This is a genomic window from Paraburkholderia sp. BR10141, assembly GCF_056155635.1.
Genome location: NZ_JBMIQH010000006.1, coordinates 151,761 through 167,822, shown reverse-complemented (window position 1 = coordinate 167,822; position 16,062 = coordinate 151,761). Strand labels below are relative to the sequence as shown.

At 65.0% G+C, this 16,062-nt stretch carries 17 protein-coding genes; all 17 read right to left on the bottom strand.

What is annotated here, in order from left to right; translation table 11 throughout:
• Window position 1: 1 nt before the first annotated feature.
• Complete coding sequence (acpS, locus tag ACOJB8_RS11040) at window positions 2-400, bottom strand: holo-ACP synthase (protein ID WP_069262930.1); 399 nt, start codon at window positions 398-400, stop codon at window positions 2-4.
• Between the two features lie 55 nt (window positions 401-455).
• Window positions 456-1,220: a pyridoxine 5'-phosphate synthase gene (pdxJ, locus tag ACOJB8_RS11035; RefSeq protein WP_069262563.1), complete on the bottom strand. Its 765-nt coding sequence runs from the start codon at window positions 1,218-1,220 to the stop codon at window positions 456-458.
• On the bottom strand, window positions 1,217-2,230 hold the full coding sequence (gene recO, locus ACOJB8_RS11030; protein WP_368616049.1) for a DNA repair protein RecO: 1,014 nt from the start codon (window positions 2,228-2,230) through the stop codon (window positions 1,217-1,219). Before recO ends, pdxJ begins: the two co-directional genes overlap by 4 nt.
• Window positions 2,231-2,248: 18 nt before the next feature.
• A complete protein-coding gene (gene era, locus ACOJB8_RS11025) occupies window positions 2,249-3,154 on the bottom strand; it encodes a GTPase Era (protein WP_069262565.1) in 906 nt (301 codons plus the stop codon).
• A gap of 54 nt (window positions 3,155-3,208) precedes the next feature.
• Window positions 3,209-4,378: a ribonuclease III gene (gene rnc, locus ACOJB8_RS11020; RefSeq protein ID WP_368682104.1), complete on the bottom strand. Its 1,170-nt coding sequence runs from the start codon at window positions 4,376-4,378 to the stop codon at window positions 3,209-3,211.
• A 211-nt stretch (window positions 4,379-4,589) separates the two neighbouring features.
• Complete coding sequence (lepB, locus tag ACOJB8_RS11015; RefSeq protein WP_069262567.1) at window positions 4,590-5,486, bottom strand: signal peptidase I; 897 nt, start codon at window positions 5,484-5,486, stop codon at window positions 4,590-4,592.
• A 33-nt stretch (window positions 5,487-5,519) separates the two neighbouring features.
• On the bottom strand, window positions 5,520-7,313 hold the full coding sequence (gene lepA / locus ACOJB8_RS11010) for a translation elongation factor 4 (protein WP_069262568.1): 1,794 nt from the start codon (window positions 7,311-7,313) through the stop codon (window positions 5,520-5,522).
• Between the two features lie 174 nt (window positions 7,314-7,487).
• Complete coding sequence (locus ACOJB8_RS11005; protein ID WP_475012516.1) at window positions 7,488-7,823, bottom strand: glutaredoxin family protein; 336 nt, start codon at window positions 7,821-7,823, stop codon at window positions 7,488-7,490.
• A 5-nt stretch (window positions 7,824-7,828) separates the two neighbouring features.
• Complete coding sequence (locus ACOJB8_RS11000) at window positions 7,829-9,346, bottom strand: DegQ family serine endoprotease (protein WP_475012514.1); 1,518 nt, start codon at window positions 9,344-9,346, stop codon at window positions 7,829-7,831.
• A 24-nt stretch (window positions 9,347-9,370) separates the two neighbouring features.
• Entirely contained in the window at window positions 9,371-10,432 is a 1,062-nt protein-coding gene (locus ACOJB8_RS10995) for a MucB/RseB C-terminal domain-containing protein (RefSeq protein WP_069262932.1), read from the bottom strand.
• Between the two features lie 5 nt (window positions 10,433-10,437).
• The gene (locus tag ACOJB8_RS10990; RefSeq protein ID WP_069262933.1) at window positions 10,438-11,079 is read right to left on the bottom strand and encodes a sigma-E factor negative regulatory protein; all 642 of its coding nucleotides are present in this window, start codon (window positions 11,077-11,079) and stop codon (window positions 10,438-10,440) included.
• 90 nt (window positions 11,080-11,169) lie between these two features.
• Entirely contained in the window at window positions 11,170-11,769 is a 600-nt protein-coding gene (gene rpoE, locus ACOJB8_RS10985; protein WP_027795258.1) for an RNA polymerase sigma factor RpoE, read from the bottom strand.
• Between the two features lie 113 nt (window positions 11,770-11,882).
• Window positions 11,883-12,353 (bottom strand): protein YgfX, encoded by a 471-nt coding sequence (locus tag ACOJB8_RS10980; RefSeq protein WP_342945449.1) that lies wholly within the window; start codon window positions 12,351-12,353, stop codon window positions 11,883-11,885.
• Window positions 12,354-12,376: 23 nt separating this feature from the next.
• Window positions 12,377-13,618, bottom strand: a complete 1,242-nt coding sequence (gene fabF / locus ACOJB8_RS10975; protein ID WP_342945448.1) for a beta-ketoacyl-ACP synthase II — start codon at window positions 13,616-13,618, stop codon at window positions 12,377-12,379.
• Window positions 13,619-13,809: 191 nt separating this feature from the next.
• A complete protein-coding gene (gene acpP, locus ACOJB8_RS10970; protein ID WP_004197638.1) occupies window positions 13,810-14,049 on the bottom strand; it encodes an acyl carrier protein in 240 nt (79 codons plus the stop codon).
• A 167-nt stretch (window positions 14,050-14,216) separates the two neighbouring features.
• Complete coding sequence (gene fabG / locus ACOJB8_RS10965; protein WP_342945447.1) at window positions 14,217-14,966, bottom strand: 3-oxoacyl-ACP reductase FabG; 750 nt, start codon at window positions 14,964-14,966, stop codon at window positions 14,217-14,219.
• Window positions 14,967-15,000: 34 nt separating this feature from the next.
• On the bottom strand, window positions 15,001-15,939 hold the full coding sequence (gene fabD / locus ACOJB8_RS10960) for an ACP S-malonyltransferase (RefSeq protein ID WP_342945446.1): 939 nt from the start codon (window positions 15,937-15,939) through the stop codon (window positions 15,001-15,003).
• Window positions 15,940-16,062 lie beyond the last annotated feature (123 nt).

Here is a 16,062-nt window from a genome sequence, read left to right as displayed (position 1 = left end):
ATCAACCGTTGATTTCCGCAACCACGAACGACACCGCGTAGTCATGCTCGTCGGTGATGCTCACGCGCGCCGTGATACCGCGTTCGTCGAGCCACCGCGCGAGTTCGCCCGAGGCGACGATCACCGGACGGCCGCCCGGCTCGTTGAGGGTCTGCATGGCGCGCCAGGTCATCGGCATACGCATGCCGAGGCCGATCGCTTTCGAGAACGCCTCTTTCGCGGAGAACCGCGTGCATAGATACGCGAGGCCCCGCGCCGCCGAGCGCGCCTTGCGCGCCTCGTAGACGGCGAGTTCGTCCGGGCCGAGCACGCGCGGCGCGAAGCGCCCGTTGGTGCGCTCCATGACCGCCGCCACGCGGCTCACCTGGATGATGTCGGTGCCGATACCGTAGATCGCCATGAGACTCCCGTCGATGTCTGTCGATTGCGCCTGACGCGATGGCGCGGGGTAGCAGTCAGCCGCGCGTGCCGAGGCGCGCCGCAACCATGATCGCCTTCATTTCGCGCACCGCGTTCTCCCAGCCCGCAAAAATTGCGTGCGCAACGATCGCGTGGCCGATGTTCAGCTCGACGATGCCGTCGATGGCCGCGATCTGCTGCACGTTCGTATAGTGCAGACCGTGGCCGGCATTCACCTTCAGTCCGAGACTGTTGCCGCAGCTCACGCCGGTGACCACGCGCTCGTATTCGCGCTCCTGCTCGCCGGCGTCGTGCGCCTCGGCGTAGCGGCCCGTATGCAACTCGATCACGGGCGCGCCCGTTTCGTGCGCCGCGCGGATCTGCGTTTCGTCCGGGTCGATGAAAAGCGAGACGCGGCAGCCCGCATCGGCAAGTTGACGGCAGGCGGCGGCAACGGCGTCGAAGTGGCCCGCGACGTCGAGGCCGCCTTCGGTCGTCAGTTCCGCGCGCTTTTCGGGCACGAGGCAAACGTCATGCGGCTTGATCTCGCACGCGATGTCGAGCATCTCGGGCGTCACCGCGCATTCGAGATTCATGCGCGTTTTCAGCTGCGGACGCAGCGCGCGCACGTCGGCGTCGACGATATGGCGGCGATCCTCGCGCAGATGCAGCGTGATCGCGTCGGCGCCCGCCTCTTCGGCGAGAAGCGCCGCGCGGATCGGATCGGGATAAGCGGTGCCGCGCGCGTTGCGCAGCGTGGCGACGTGATCGATGTTCACACCGAGGTCGATCACGTTGGGCGAAGTGAGAAAGAAGCTCATAGGTTCTGCAAGTCGATCAGAATCTGGCGCGTCGCGAGCGGCGTGCCGCCAAGGTACGTGTTCAGCAGGAAGCGCATGAGCGCCTTGCTCTGCGCAACCGTCTGGGGTCGATGGTAATCGTCCTCTTCCATGTCGAGCAACGTCTGACCCGAAAGCCGGGGCCATTGAGAAGGCCATTCATCCGATGCTTCGCGCACGCCGCGTTCCGGATCGAACACGTAGCGCCCTTCGGCCGCGACGGTCTTGCGGTTCACGGTGCGGTTGAGCGCGAGCGCGTAGCCGGCCTCGCGCAGCAGCACGCGCTCGAACGAGCGCAGCACCTGCACGGGCGGCTCGTCGTGCGCGAGGCGCGTGAGCGTCACGACGTAGTGGCGAAAGAGTTCGGGGTGCGGGTCTTCGCGCGCGATGAACTTCACGAGCAGCTCGTTCACGTAGAAGCCGCACAGGAGCGCGTCGCCGGTCAGCGGCAACATGCCGCCGACCCACTCGGCGCCGGTGAGCGTGCGCACCTCGCCCTTGCCGGTCCACGAAAGCGCGAGCGGCTGGAAGGTCTGCAGCACGCCGCGCAACGCCGAATGCGGACGCTTCGCGCCCTTCGCGACGAGCGCCACGCGGCCGTGATCGCGCGAGAGCACATCGATGATGAGGCTCGTCTCGCGGTACGGATAGCTGTGCAGCACGAAAGCCGGCTGCTCGGCGATGCGGTAATCGGGGGTCGTGCTGCGTGACGCGCGCGGCAATTGCGAGCGCGCGGTGGTCTTGCGGCCGTTGCGCGGTTCGGCGCGGCCTTCGAGCGTGGCGTCGGCGCCTTCGGTCATCGCGTTGCGCGTGGCGGCGCCTTTCGTCGCCTTCGTGCTGCGCGTGCTCGTCGCACTTTGGGTGCCTTTCGCGGGCGAGCGACGCGCGCTGCGGGAACCGGTCGGTTCGTCCGCAGCGATTGCCTCGTCGGCCTGCGCGTCATCGTGCGCGGGCCAGTCGTCGTGCAGGGTTCCGGCTGCGCCGTCACTCATACGCGGTGCCCGTCGTGCTTACTCGTAACCGTAGGCGCGCAGCCCGGCTTCGTTATCGGCCCAGCCGCTCTTCACCTTCACGAAGGTTTCGAGGTAGACGGGACCGTCGAACAGCTTCTCCATATCGAGTCGCGCCTCGGTGCTGATCTGCTTGAGCTTCGCGCCCTTCTGGCCGATCACCATCGCCTTCTGCGTGTCTCGCTCGACGAGAATCGTCGCGAAGACGCGGCGCAGCCGCCCTTCCTGCTCGAACTTGTCGATCAGCACCGTGCTCGTGTACGGCAGTTCGTCGCCGGTCCAGCGGAACACTTTCTCGCGCAGGATTTCGGCTGCGAGGAAGCGCTCGCTGCGATCGGTGAGGTCGTCTTCGCCGTAGATCGGCTCGCCTTCGGGCAGATACGGCTTGAGCGTCGCGAGCAGGCGCTTGATGTCGTCCGGATTATTTGCCGAAAGCGGCACGATCTCGCGGAATTCGCGCAGACCCTGCACCTGCTGGATGAACGGATACAGCGTGCCCTTGTCGGTCACGCGGTCGATCTTGTTGGCGATCAGGATCGTGGGCGCACTCGGGGGAATCAGGTCGAGCACTTTCTGGTCGTCGGGACCGAACTTGCCGGCCTCGATCACGAACAGCACGGCATCGACCGAGCTGAGCGTGGAGGTCACCGCGCGGTTCAGCGAGCGGTTGAGCGCCGTGCTGTGGCGCGTCTGGAAACCGGGCGTGTCGACGAAGATGTACTGTGCGTCGTCGATCGTGTTGATGCCGGTGATGCGATGGCGCGTAGTCTGCGCCTTGCGCGACGTGATGCTGATCTTCTGGCCGACCAGCGCGTTCATCAGCGTCGATTTGCCAACGTTCGGACGGCCGACGATCGCGACCATGCCGCAACGGAAACCGGCAGGAGTGGAAGTGGGAGCGTTCATGATCGGACCGGAATAGAAAAACGGGAGGCGCGCTCGCGGCGCGCCTCGGTGGAATCAGTGGCCGGCATCGGCCGCGCGCACGGGAATGGCTGTCGTGGCTTCGGCATGGGTCTGGGCGTCGGCGCTGGTGCCGCCGGCCGTTGCGGTTTGCGCGCGCTCGACAGTGCGCAACGCCGCTTCGGCCTTCACCGCGGCCGAACGGTGGCCGATGGCGCCGGCGCTCGGCACGGCGTCGAAGCCCGTGACCTTGTCGGCGGGCTTGTCGCTGGCCTTCTCTGCACCGCGTTCGGCCTTCTCTGCGGGCTTTTCAGCAGGTTTGTCCTTCTCCGCCGGACGCTCCTGGACGTGCGCCGCGCGGATCACCGCGAGCGGCGCGCCTTCGGCTGCCGCGGTTTGCGACGGACGCTCGGCGCGCGCGGAGGCACGCTCGCGGCGTTCCGGCGAGCGCAGATCGAGCGCGCCCTGCACGCCGGTCACGCCGGGGACGACCTCGGGTTCCGCTTTGGGCGCACGCGCGCCCTTCGAGCGGCGCGGCTTCGCAACCAGCGCGGGCGCCGCGGCCATGACCTCGTCGAGTGCCTTCTTCGCTGCGGCCTGCTCCGCCGCGCGACGGCTCGCGCCCGAACCCGACACCTTCACGTCGAGCTTGGGCACCGTGCATTCGACTTCGAACTGCTGATTGTGCGCCGCACCATGCGTCGCGACGACCGTGTAGGTCGGCAGCGCGATCTTATGACCCTGCAGGTACTCCTGCAGCAGCGTTTTGGAATCCTTGCCAAGCGTGCGCGGATCGATGTGATCGAGGATCGGCACGTAGAGGCGCTTGATGACCGTCTGGGCGGCATCGAAGCCGCCGTCGAGGAAAATCGCCCCGAAGATCGCTTCCAGCGCGTCGGCGAGGATCGACGGGCGGCGGAAGCCGCCGCTGCGCAACTCGCCTTCGCCGAGCCGCAGGCCGTCGGCGATATTGAGGGCCTGAGCAATCTCGTAGAGCGACTGTTGCTTGACCAGGTTCGCGCGCACGCGCGAGAGGTCGCCCTCGTCCAGCTTGCCAAAACGTTGGAACAATAGGGCAGCCACCGCGCAATTCAGAACCGAATCACCGAGGAATTCGAGGCGTTCGTTATGCGTGGCACTGTGACTGCGGTGGGTTAAAGCCTGGCGCAGCAATTCCGCATTGCGAAATTCGTAGCGCAGACGGCTTTCCAACGGAGATTGGGGCATGGGGAGAGTATAACGCGCCCGCCGCCCCCGGCGAAAACAGGGGGCGGCGGGCGAAAAACCGTGACGAAGCGACGTTACCGGGGATTCTTCAAGTAGCGCGCGAAGATGCGTTGCGAGTGAGACTCGTGCTCACGCATACGCTTTTTGTTGCTGCCTCGATGGCTCCTTCGCGCGCATGCTCTACATGCATTGCACGTCGAGGCAACACGAATTACTCGAACGAACCGATGCGACGCAGGTTGCTGAAGTTCATCCAGATGAAGAACGCGCGGCCCACGATGTTCGCGTCGGGCACAAAGCCCCAGTAGCGGCTGTCCGCGCTGTTGTCGCGGTTATCGCCCATCATGAAGTAATGGCCCGCCGGCACCTTGCAGATCACGCCGCGCGCGTTGTACTGGCAGTTGTCGCGATACGGATAATCCTCTGCGCCTACGATGAACGGCGGCACCGCGGGGTTGTTGAGGATGTTGTTCTTGCGGCCGCTGCCGAGGTCTTCCGTGAACTGCTTCGCATAGCCGATGCGCTCTTCGTCGAAGAAGTCGCCCTGCGGCACTTCCGGCACCGGCTTGCCGTTGATCGTGAGCTGCTTGTCCTGATACGAGACCACGTCGCCCGGCAGGCCGATCACGCGCTTGATGTAGTCGACCGACTCATCCTTCGGATAGCGGAACACGACCACGTCGCCGCGCTCGAGCGGCCGGCCCTGCGTGATCTTCGTGTTCGTGATCGGCAGGCGGATGCCGTAGTCGAACTTGTTCACGAGGATGAAGTCGCCCACGAGCAGCGTGGGCACCATCGAACCCGACGGAATCTTGAACGGCTCGACGACGAACGACCGTACGAGGAACACGATCAGGATGACGGGGAAGAAGCTCGCCGTGTACTCGAGCCACCACGGCTGGCGCAGCTTGTCGTTGCGCAGGTTCTGACGCGTGACAGGCGCGTTTTCATCGGCGAAGCGCTCGCCCACACGTTCCTGCTGACGGTCGAACTCCGCGACCGCCGCATCGGCGGCGAGGCGCCGGCGCGGCATGAACACCAGCTTGTCTGCAACCCACGCGACGCCCGTCAAGATGACGAGCACAAAGAGTATCAGCGCGAAATTCATGTAGAGATCCGTTGTCCGGCTTATTTGCGTTACTTATTTATCTTCGACACGAAGGATGGCGAGGAAGGCCTCTTGCGGAATCTCGACCGAGCCGACCTGCTTCATCCGCTTCTTGCCTTCCTTCTGCTTTTCGAGCAGCTTCTTCTTACGCGTGATGTCGCCGCCGTAGCACTTGGCCAGCACGTTCTTGCGCAGCGCCTTGATGTTCTCGCGCGCGATGATGTGCGCGCCGATCGCAGCCTGAATGGCCACGTCGTACATCTGGCGCGGGATGATCTCGCGCATCTTCGCCGCCACTTCGCGGCCGCGGTACTGCGACTGCGAGCGGTGGACGATGATGGACAGCGCATCGACCTTGTCGCCGTTGATCAGCATGTCGACCTTCACGACGTCGGAGGTGCGGTATTCCTTGAACTCGTAGTCCATCGACGCATAACCGCGCGACACCGACTTCAGGCGGTCGAAGAAGTCGAGCACGATTTCCGCCATCGGAATTTCGTACGTGAGCTGCACCTGGCGGCCGTGGTACTGCATGTTGATCTGGTTGCCGCGCTTTTGCGTACAGAGCGTGATGACCGAACCCACGTACTCCTGCGGCATGTACAGGTTCACCGTCACGATCGGCTCGCGGACCTCGGCAATCTTCGAGGGCTCCGGCATCTTCGCCGGGTTCTCGACCTTGATCGTGCTGCCGTCCGCCTGCACGACTTCGTACACCACGGTCGGCGCCGTGGTGATGAGGTCCATGTCGAACTCGCGCTCGAGACGCTCCTGCACGATTTCCATGTGCAGAAGACCCAGGAAGCCGCAGCGGAAGCCGAAGCCCAGCGCCTGCGAAACTTCCGGCTCGTATTGCAGCGAGGCGTCGTTGAGCTTGAGCTTTTCGAGCGATTCGCGCAGCGCGTCGTACTGGTTCGCCTCGACCGGATACAGGCCCGCGAACACCTGCGGCTTCACTTCCTTGAAGCCCGGCAGCGGCTCGGCCGCCGGCTTCGTCGCGAGCGTGACGGTGTCGCCCACCTTGGTCGCGGCGAGTTCCTTGATGCCGGCGATGATGAAGCCCACCTGCCCCGCCGAAAGCTGCTCGAGGTTGCGCGACTTCGGCGAGAACACGCCGACGTGCTCGACCGGATACTGCGCGCCGGTAGCCATCAGCTTGATCTTGTCCTTCGGACGCAGCGTACCGTTGACGATACGCACGAGCATCACAACGCCGACGTAGTTGTCGAACCACGAGTCGATGATGAGCGCCTGCAGCGGCGCTTGCGGATCGCCCTTGGGCGGCGGCACCTTGGCGATGAGCGCTTCGAGCACGTCTTCCACGCCGAGGCCGGTCTTCGCGCTGCAGCGCGTGGCGTCGGTGGCGTCGATGCCGATCACGTCCTCGATCTCTTCGATGGCGTTTTCGGGGTTGGCGGCGGGCAGGTCGATCTTGTTGAGCACCGGCACGACTTCCACGCCGAGTTCGATCGCGGTGTAGCAGTTCGCCACCGTCTGCGCCTCGACGCCCTGGCTCGCGTCCACCACGAGCAGCGCGCCCTCGCACGCGGAGAGCGAGCGGCTCACCTCGTAGGAGAAGTCGACGTGCCCCGGCGTGTCGATCAGGTTCAGGTTGTAGACCTTCCCGTCACGCGCCTTGTACGAGAGCGCAGCGGTCTGCGCCTTGATGGTGATGCCGCGCTCGCGCTCGAGATCCATCGAGTCGAGCACCTGCGATTCCATTTCGCGGTCGGACAAGCCGCCGCACAGCTGGATGATGCGATCGGCGAGCGTCGACTTGCCATGGTCGATGTGCGCAATGATCGAGAAGTTACGAATATGATCCATTCAGTGCCGATCAAGCGAAAAAGGCGCGCCCCAACGATAGCTGGACACGCCTCGTAAACAGATGAAAAACCGGACTATTTTAGCCGAAAAGGGGTCCCACAGGCTAACCGTCCGCTGATGTACGGATGTGTGATGGCGCGGGGGCATGTCTTGCGCCGCCCCCGCGCCCGCGTTTCACACACCGCGCGGCGGCGCCGGCGGTGTGTTCGGCGCGTCGGCGCTCAGGCCCAGCGTAGCGCGCACGCGTGCTTCGTCGAGACGGTAGTGACACAGCTCGATGCCGTCGCAAAGGAGCACCGGCACGAGCTCGTCGTAACGCGCCTGGATCGCGGGGTCGGAATCGACATCGACGACGTCGAGACGCGCACCCGCCGCGGCGGCGAGCGGCGCGAGCGCCACGCGCATCTCTTCGCACAGATGACACCACGCGCGCCCATACAGCACGAGGTGCGCGCTCGTGCGTTCGAGCGCGCCCGGCGCCGCCGACGAAGACCGCATGGGCGTGCGCATCGGGGTTACTTCTGCCCCGGCGCGCGCGGGCGCAGCGGCACGAATTGCGTGTTGTCGCCGCGACGCACGAGCACCGCGACCGTCTTCTGCGAGTCGAGATGCGCCGTCACCTCCTGGAACTGCTTCGCGCCGGTGATATCCGTGTCGCCCACGCGCAGGATGATGTCGCCCTTCTGCAGGCCGGCGCGCTGTGCGGGGCCATCGACCGAGTCCACCATCGCGCCGCCCTTGATCTTGAGCTGGGCGAGCTGGTCGGCGGGAATATCGACCACCGCGATACCGAGCGCGTTCATCGCGCGCGGCTTGGGCTCGGGCGCCTTTTTCTGGTCGGCCTTCGCGCTCTTGTCGGTCTGCATCTCGGCGATCGTGATCGGCAGATCGCGCGTTGCGCCCTTGCGCCAGATCGTCACGGTCGCCTTGGTGCCCGGCTTCGTGTCGCCGACCATGCGCGGCAGGTCGGTCGCGGCGTCGACGGTCGTGCCGTTGAACTTCAGGATGATGTCGCCCGGCTGGATGCCCGCCTTGTCGGCCGGGCCGCCCGGCTCGACGCTGGAGACCAGCGCGCCTTGCGCCTTGGGCAGACCGAGCGAGTCGGCGACGTCCTTCGTCACCTCGCCGATTGCGACGGCAATGCGGCCGCGCGTGACCTTGCCCGTGGACTTGAGCTGGTCCGCCACGCGCATCGCCTCGTCGATCGGAATCGCGAACGAGATGCCCATGAAGCCGCCGGTGCGGCTATAGATCTGCGAGTTGATGCCGATCACCTCGCCCTGCATGTTGATGAGCGGACCGCCCGAGTTGCCGGGATTCACGGCCACGTCGGTCTGGATGAACGGCAAATAATCGCCCGTGTCGCGACCCTTCGCGCTCACGATGCCCGCCGTCACGGTGTTCTCGAGGCCGAACGGCGAACCGATCGCCACGACCCACTCGCCCACGCGCACCTTGTTCGAATCGCCCATCGTCACGGCCGGCAGATTCGCGGCCTGGATCTTCACCACGGCGACGTCCGTGCGGTCGTCCACGCCGATCAGCTTCGCCTTGAATTCGCGCTTGTCGGTGAGCGTCACGTAGATGCTGTCCGCGTCGTCGACCACGTGCGCGTTGGTCATCACGTAGCCGTCGCCCGAGAGGATGAAACCGGAGCCGACGCCGCTGTTCTGTTCGGTGTCGTTGCCGCTGTCCGGCCCGGAGTCCGAACCGCCGCCCGGGCTTCCGCCCTGACTGCCCCCCTGGCCGCCGCCCTGCCCACCCTGCGGCCCTTGCGGGAGCGGGATGCCAAAGAAGCGGCGGAAGAATTCCGACATGTCGCCCTGATCCATGCCCGGCGGCAGGCCGCGCTGAGCTGAGGAGACGCGTGTGGTGGTGCGGATATTGACGACCGACGGCCCCACTTTGTCCACGAGGTCGGCGAAGTCGGGCAGGTTGGCAGCCGGCGCCGCCGATGCCACGTGCGGTGCCAACGGCAGGCACGCCGCCACGACCGCGGCCGCGAAGAATTTGCGCAGCGGGAGAATCGTCATATCGAAGTCAGCCGAAGGAAGGAGTTACCTGGGAGCCTTGTATTCTATGGCAGACGCGAACTGCTGCAACGTGGTCTGGGGCACTTCGCCAAGCAACGTGATGAAGTAATCGCCGTTGCGCTTCACGAGCACGTGGGTCGCGCCACTGCTGCCCGAGCCTTCCTTGCGACTGTTGTTCTTCACCGGCTCGATAAAGACGGAAAGCGTGGACAGTCCGTCAGAGAATACAGCCTGATCGACCGGGATGGGCGGATCGCTCGCATCGCGCGCCGCCATCGGCCGACGCACTTCGCGAATCTTCTGGAATCCCGGCGCAGCCTGGCCGAACGACCAGCCCTGCGCTTCGATGTCGACCGGCTGGAGCGGCGGGCGCACCACGTTCCAACCCTCGATATTGCGCATGCCATTGACGATAGGCGTCTTGTCGACGGGTCCGCCGATGCGCACCTGCGTGAACGCGAGCTGCTGGAGCACCTGGCCGTTCGACGGGTCGAGCATCTGCGAGCGCAGCAGCAGACCGGTTTTCGCGTCCGCCCACAGCTTGTAGGCGAAACGGAAATTGTCCTTCGGGTCGAGCTGGATCACCTGGCTGTCCAGGCCGGCCACGCGGTCGTTGGCCAGCATCTTCGGCTCGTAGACGCCCAGCACCTGGTCCCCGCTCGTGGAAAGCAGCGCCGGGAAAGCGTCCTTGTTCTGGCGCTTTTCGACGACGAGCAGCTTGCGCTCGGGCACGAAGGTATAGAGATCGTCGTTGTGGCGCAGCATTGTGCGCGGCTTGCCGTCGAGGCTTTCGAGCTTTTCGAACTCGCCGTCCTGCTTCGAGGCGTAGTGCGTGATGCGCGAAGATTGCACGAACTCGCCGCGCTGATAGACGAAGGTGCCTTCGTAACTTTGCTGCTGGGCGGCCTGCTGGATGCGGTCGAGCAGCTGTGCCGCGCTCTGGCGCGTGGCGGCATCGGCCGCGGACGCGCCTTGCGCGTGGGCACGCGGGGCGACAGACAGAGCGGTGAACATCGCGGCTGCGCAGCAAAGGAATGCCGGCAACCGCCCCCAGATTGTCTTTTTATTCAACCGCAATGTCTGCATCAAACTTATTGGCCTTGCGTAGTAAGAGCGGCTGAACGGATGTACGGCATGGAATCCGAAATGACCGGCTGCTGCGCGAACTGCTGGTGCGCCTGGAGATATTCGTCGAGGCGAGCGTCGCGGATGATATTGCCGTCCTGACCGCCTGCAACAGGCGCCGGCGTGGTGTTCATCGCCACGCGCTGCACGCCGTCGCCCTGCGACTGCACAGCAGCGATTTGCGGCGCGCCAGCCATGCCCACGCCGCGCATCTGCGGCATGACGATCCACGTGAGCGTGGCGGCCGCAGCCGCCACGGCCAGCGACGGCATCACGCGGCGGCGCAGCGCCAGAATGCGGCCAACGCGCTCATTGCGGCCGGCCTGGACCTGCGGCAGCGCAGCCGGTGCGAGCAGATGCGGCTGTGCTTCGAAGCGCGCCGCGAAACCCGTCATGAAGGCGCGGCTTGCCGCCTGGCTGAGGGCCAGATCGTCGGAACGCAGTACGTCGCCGATCAGATGGTACTCCGACCAGGCTGCGCGCCCTTCGCCGTCGAGTTCCAGAAAATTTCCGTTCAGATGCTCCTGCGCCGACGCTTCACCGTCGACGAAGGCGGACAGACGCTCGCTGCGCGAGCTTGATACCGATTGCATCGAGACCGAACCCATGATGCTCCCCATTCCCTAACAGACGTCCCTGTGACACCAACTCATTCTGGTGAATCGCGTCGCCGCCCGGGGCGAAGCTGGTTCTTCTTCTTACCAGCGCTTGCCTTCCGGAGTGTCCAGCAGCGGACGCAATTTTGCCGCAATGGCTTCCCGAGCGCGGAAGATTCTCGATCTGACGGTGCCGATCGGGCACCCCATCATCTCGGCGATTTCTTCGTAGCTTAGGCCTTCTATTTCCCGAAGCGTAATGGCGGTGCGCAGCTCTTCCGGTAAAACCGCCATCGCAGCATTGACCGTCTGTGCGATCTGCTTGCTCATCAACATCGACTCGGGCGTATTGATATCCCTTAGTTGATCGGCGTCCGAGAAAGTTTCCGCTTCTTCAGCATCTGCCTCGGTAGAAGTCGGCGCGCGTCTTCCCTGGGTCGCAAGGTAGTTCTTTGCCGTATTGACAGCAATTCGGTACAACCACGTATAGAAAGCCGATTCGCCACGAAATTGCGGTAGTGCACGGTAAGCCTTGATAAAGGCGTCCTGGGCCACGTCCTCGACCTCGGCGGGGTCCCGCACGAGGCGCGAGATCAGCCGGATGATCTTGCGGTGGTATTTCGAGACCAGGAGCTCGAACGCGGCCTTGTCGCCTTTTTGCACGCGCTCGACCAGAACCTGATCAATTTCTTTTTCGCTCACCTGAAAAATCCGTTAGCACATGAAGTAGACGTGGGGGCACCATTGTAGCGTCCTCGCCACGGTCTCACGTTACGCGAGTAACAGCGGTTACAAGCTTTACAGCGAAAGGAGGCTCAGCGACCGGCCGCGCTGCGCGCGCGCACGGCGAGTGTGCGGAAGGTTTCTGCTGGAACGGCGTCGGCGGCGACGAGAATCGTCGTGCGGCGTGCACCCTGCTCCACGACGAGCGCGAGCAGCCACGCGCCCCATTGCGACGCGCCGGCAAGCCGCCCGGCCGCGAGGCAGGCGCCATCGCACGACCAGGCCGCGAGAAAATCCGACCCGATTTCGAGGAAGGCCGGTTGCTTGCGGCGCCACGCCGCAGCCGCGAGCCCGCCGGTCGCGAGGAACGCCAGCGCGAGCGGCAACGCTTGCCAGACGCCGAGCCAGGGTGCGAGCGCCGTGTAGACGGCGGCCGCGGCCACGCCCAGACCCGCGGCAACGAGCAATTGCAGCGCAAGCGATGGACGCAGGGAAAGAAGCGGCGCGCCCGCGCGCCGCGAGGGGAAAGCAGGAGGGACGCGGCCGGCCGAAGCATTCGGCACGGCCGCTGTCTCGTCGTGCGGGATCAAGCGTGACGCTTGAAGACGAGCGTGCCGTTCGTGCCGCCGAACCCGAACGAGTTCTTCAGCGCGACGTCGATCTTCATGTCCCGCGCGGTGTTCGCGCAGTAGTCCAGGTCGCATGCCGGATCCTGGTTGAAGATGTTGATCGTCGGCGGCGACACCTGGTTATGCACCGCGAGCACCGTAAACACCGATTCCAGGCCGCCCGAGCCACCCAGCAGGTGGCCCGTCATCGACTTGGTAGAGTTCACGACGATGTCCTTCGCGTGGTCACCGAACGCGCGCTTGATCGCGAGGGTTTCCGCGAGGTCGCCGAGCGGCGTCGACGTGCCGTGTGCGCTGAGCCAGTTCACTTCGTTGGCGTTGACGCCCGCGTTCTTCAGCGCGGCGATCATGCAGCGGCGTGCGCCGTCGCCATCTTCCGGCGGAGCGGTCATGTGATACGCATCACCGCTCATGCCGTAGCCGCCGATTTCCGCGTAGATCTTCGCGCCGCGCGCCTTCGCGTGTTCGTACTCTTCGAGCACCATCACGCCCGCGCCTTCGCCGAGCACGAAGCCGTCACGGTCCTTGTCCCACGGACGGCTGGCCGTCGCCGGATCGTCGTTGCGCTGCGAGAGCGCGCGCGCCGCCGCGAAGCCGCCGATGCCGAGCGGCGACACGGTCGCTTCCGCACCGCCCGCGATCATCACGTCGCAGTCGCCGTATTCGATCAGACGCGACGCTTCGCCGATGCAGTGCAGGCCGGTCGTACAGGCCGTGACCATCGCCAGATTCGGACCCTTGAGGCCGTACTTGATCGACAGATGGCCCGAGATCATGTTGATGATCGAGGCGGGCACGAAGAACGGCGAGATGCGGCGCGGGCCGCGGTTGAGCAGTTCGGTTTGCGTGACTTCGATCATCGGCAGACCGCCGATGCCCGAGCCGACGTTCACGCCGATCCGCTCAGCGTTCGCTTCGGTGACTTCGAGACCGCTGTCCTGGATCGCCTGCATGCCCGCCGCGATGCCGTAATGGATGAACGTATCCATATGGCGCGCTTCTTTCGCCGGCATGTAGTCTTCGACGTTGAAGCCCTTCACTTCGCCGGCAAAGCGGGTCGAGAAGTTCGTAGCGTCGAACTTCGTGATGTTGGCGATGCCGGACTTCCCGGCGACCAGATTGGCCCAGCCGTCGGCAACATTATTGCCAACAGGCGAAATCAGCCCCAGGCCTGTAACAACAACTCGACGACGGCTCACGGTAACCCCTTATCCATAGATGACAAAAACAAAAGCCACAGAGGCCACAGGAAATGCTCCTGTGAGCCCTGTGGCTAGTTGACCGGCAGATGCCCGGCAGCGAGTGCGGCAGGCGTATGCGGTTTCACGGGCGAGCGTCCTCGCGGGCCGCCAGCGCACTGCGTTGCGCGGCCCAGGCGGGAATCTGGCGCTTAAGCCTTGACGTTCGCGCGAGCGTAGTCGATCGCTTGCTGAACCGTCGTGATCTTCTCGGCTTCCTCGTCCGGGATTTCCATGCCGAACTCGTCTTCGAGAGCCATGACCAGTTCGACGGTGTCGAGCGAGTCGGCGCCCAGATCGTTCACGAACGAAGCTTCGTTCTTGATTTCAGCTTCGGCGACGCCCAGTTGCTCGGCGACGATCTTCTTGACGCGCTGTTCGATGTTGTCCATTACCCCTCCAAGGGAAAAAAGTTAGCTCATGAATGCGAGTGCGCGCATTTTATCAGGTTTGACCTGGCTGAAAAGCGGCGCTCAAGGTTCCGGAAGGCTATCCGCGACGGCGCTTGCGCAATGTTTTGCATCAAGCGCATCAAGGCGCGGATAGTACCTGAATCCGGTTAAGACATATACATGCCGCCGTTCACGTGCAACGTCGTGCCCGTGATGTAGGCTGCCTGCGGCGACGCGAGGAACGCGACCGCATGCGCGATGTCGTCCGGGCTGCCGAGACGGCCCAACGGAATCTGCTGCTTGAGCGCGGCTTGCTGCTCCGCCGGCAAGTCCTTCGTCATGTCGGTGTCGATGAAACCGGGCGCGACGCAGTTCACGGTGATGCCGCGGCTGCCGATCTCGCGTGCGAGCGCGCGCGTCATGCCCGCCACGCCGGCCTTGGCGGCGGCGTAGTTAGCCTGACCCGGGTTGCCCGACGAGCCCACCACCGAGGTGATATTGATGATGCGGCCGCCCTTCGCCTTCATCATCGGGCGCAGCACGGCGCGAGAGAGGCGGAACACCGACTTCAGGTTGGTGTCGATGACCGAGTCCCACTCGTCGTCCTTCATGCGCATCGCCAGGTTGTCCTGCGTGATGCCCGCATTGTTGACGAGGATCGCAAGACCGCCGAATTCCTTGACCGTTGCGTCGATCAGCGCCTCCGCCGCAGCGGCGTCGTTCACGTCGAGCACCGCGCCGCGGCCCTTCAGGCCCGCTGCTTCGAAAGCGGCCGAGATGGCCTGCGCGCCGGCTTCGCTCGTTGCCGTACCGATCACTGTCGCGCCCTGGCGCGCCAGTTCCAGCGCGATCGCGCGGCCGATGCCGCGGGTGGCGCCGGTCACGATCGCGGCTTGATTGTCGAGAGTCTTTTCCATCGTTTGAATCCGTTAGCGGTGGTGGCGTAGGCGCTCAGGCCTTCAGAAGCGCGAGCGCTTCGTCGAGCGACTTCGGATCGAGCACCGAGGCGCCGACCAGGTTGCCGTCGATACGCCTGGTGAGGCCCGCAAGCACCTTGCCCGGACCGCATTCGACCACGTGCGTCGCGCCTTGCGCCGCAATGGCCTGCACACATTCGACCCAGCGCACGGCGCCCGCGGCCTGGCGCACGAGCGCGTCGCGGATTTTCGCGGGGTCGGTTTCGAATGCCACGTCGACGTTGTTCACCACGGGGATCTGCGGCGCGTTCAGCGTCACGTTCGCGAGATAGTCGCGCAACTGATCCGAGGCAGGCTTGAGCAGCGACGAGTGGAACGGCGCCGAAACCGGCAGCGGCAGCGCGCGCTTGGCGCCCTTCGCCTTGGCGATCTCGCAGGCCATCTCGACCGCGCCCTTGTGGCCCGCGATCACGACTTGCGCCGGCGCGTTGAAGTTCACGGCTTCGACCACGCCGCCGCTCGCAGCCGCGGCTTCCGCGCAGACTGCGCGCACGGAGTCGTCGTCGAGACCGAGCACGGCGGCCATGCCGCCCTCGCCCACCGGCACCGCGCTTTGCATCGCCTGCGCGCGAAAGCGCACGAGCGGCACGGCGTCGCGGAATGCGAGGACGCCGGCAGCGACGAGCGCCGTGTATTCGCCGAGGCTGTGGCCCGCGACGATGGCAGGCAGAGGGCCGCCCGCCTGCTGCCACGCGCGATAGACGGCGTAGGCGGCGGTGAGCATGACCGGCTGCGTGTTGGTGGTGAGATTGAGTTCTTCGGCGGGGCCTTCGGCGATCAGCTTGCCGAGGTCCTGGCCCAGCGCGTCGGACGCTTCTTGCAGCGTCTCGCGCACGATGGCGTTATCGGCGAAGGCGTCGAGCATGCCGACGGCCTGCGAGCCCTGTCCGGGAAAAACGAACGCGAATTTCATAACGTCCCCAAATTCGATCAATACGGGTGGGCAATGTGCTCGGATGAACCGCCGCCGGCTGCGCGCGACATGCACGTCGTGCGCCAGGACCGCTGCGGGAGCGCGAAAGCCCGCTCAGGATGC

Excerpts from the sequence above, each read along its gene's own strand:
- acpS (WP_069262930.1), bottom strand. The coding sequence starts at position 400 with ATGGCGATCTACGGTATCGGCACCGACATCATCCAGGTGAGCCGCGTG.
- pdxJ (WP_069262563.1), bottom strand. The coding sequence starts at position 1,220 with ATGAGCTTCTTTCTCACTTCGCCCAACGTGATCGACCTCGGTGTGAAC.
- recO (WP_368616049.1), bottom strand. The coding sequence starts at position 2,230 with ATGAGTGACGGCGCAGCCGGAACCCTGCACGACGACTGGCCCGCGCAC.
- era (WP_069262565.1), bottom strand. The coding sequence starts at position 3,154 with ATGAACGCTCCCACTTCCACTCCTGCCGGTTTCCGTTGCGGCATGGTC.
- rnc (WP_368682104.1), bottom strand. The coding sequence starts at position 4,378 with ATGCCCCAATCTCCGTTGGAAAGCCGTCTGCGCTACGAATTTCGCAAT.
- lepB (WP_069262567.1), bottom strand. The coding sequence starts at position 5,486 with ATGAATTTCGCGCTGATACTCTTTGTGCTCGTCATCTTGACGGGCGTC.
- lepA (WP_069262568.1), bottom strand. The coding sequence starts at position 7,313 with ATGGATCATATTCGTAACTTCTCGATCATTGCGCACATCGACCATGGC.
- ACOJB8_RS11005 (WP_475012516.1), bottom strand. The coding sequence starts at position 7,823 with ATGCGCACGCCCATGCGGTCTTCGTCGGCGGCGCCGGGCGCGCTCGAA.
- ACOJB8_RS11000 (WP_475012514.1), bottom strand. The coding sequence starts at position 9,346 with ATGACGATTCTCCCGCTGCGCAAATTCTTCGCGGCCGCGGTCGTGGCG.
- ACOJB8_RS10995 (WP_069262932.1), bottom strand. The coding sequence starts at position 10,432 with ATGCAGACATTGCGGTTGAATAAAAAGACAATCTGGGGGCGGTTGCCG.
- ACOJB8_RS10990 (WP_069262933.1), bottom strand. The coding sequence starts at position 11,079 with ATGGGTTCGGTCTCGATGCAATCGGTATCAAGCTCGCGCAGCGAGCGT.
- acpP (WP_004197638.1), bottom strand. The coding sequence starts at position 14,049 with ATGGACAACATCGAACAGCGCGTCAAGAAGATCGTCGCCGAGCAACTG.
- fabG (WP_342945447.1), bottom strand. The coding sequence starts at position 14,966 with ATGGAAAAGACTCTCGACAATCAAGCCGCGATCGTGACCGGCGCCACC.
- fabD (WP_342945446.1), bottom strand. The coding sequence starts at position 15,939 with ATGAAATTCGCGTTCGTTTTTCCCGGACAGGGCTCGCAGGCCGTCGGC.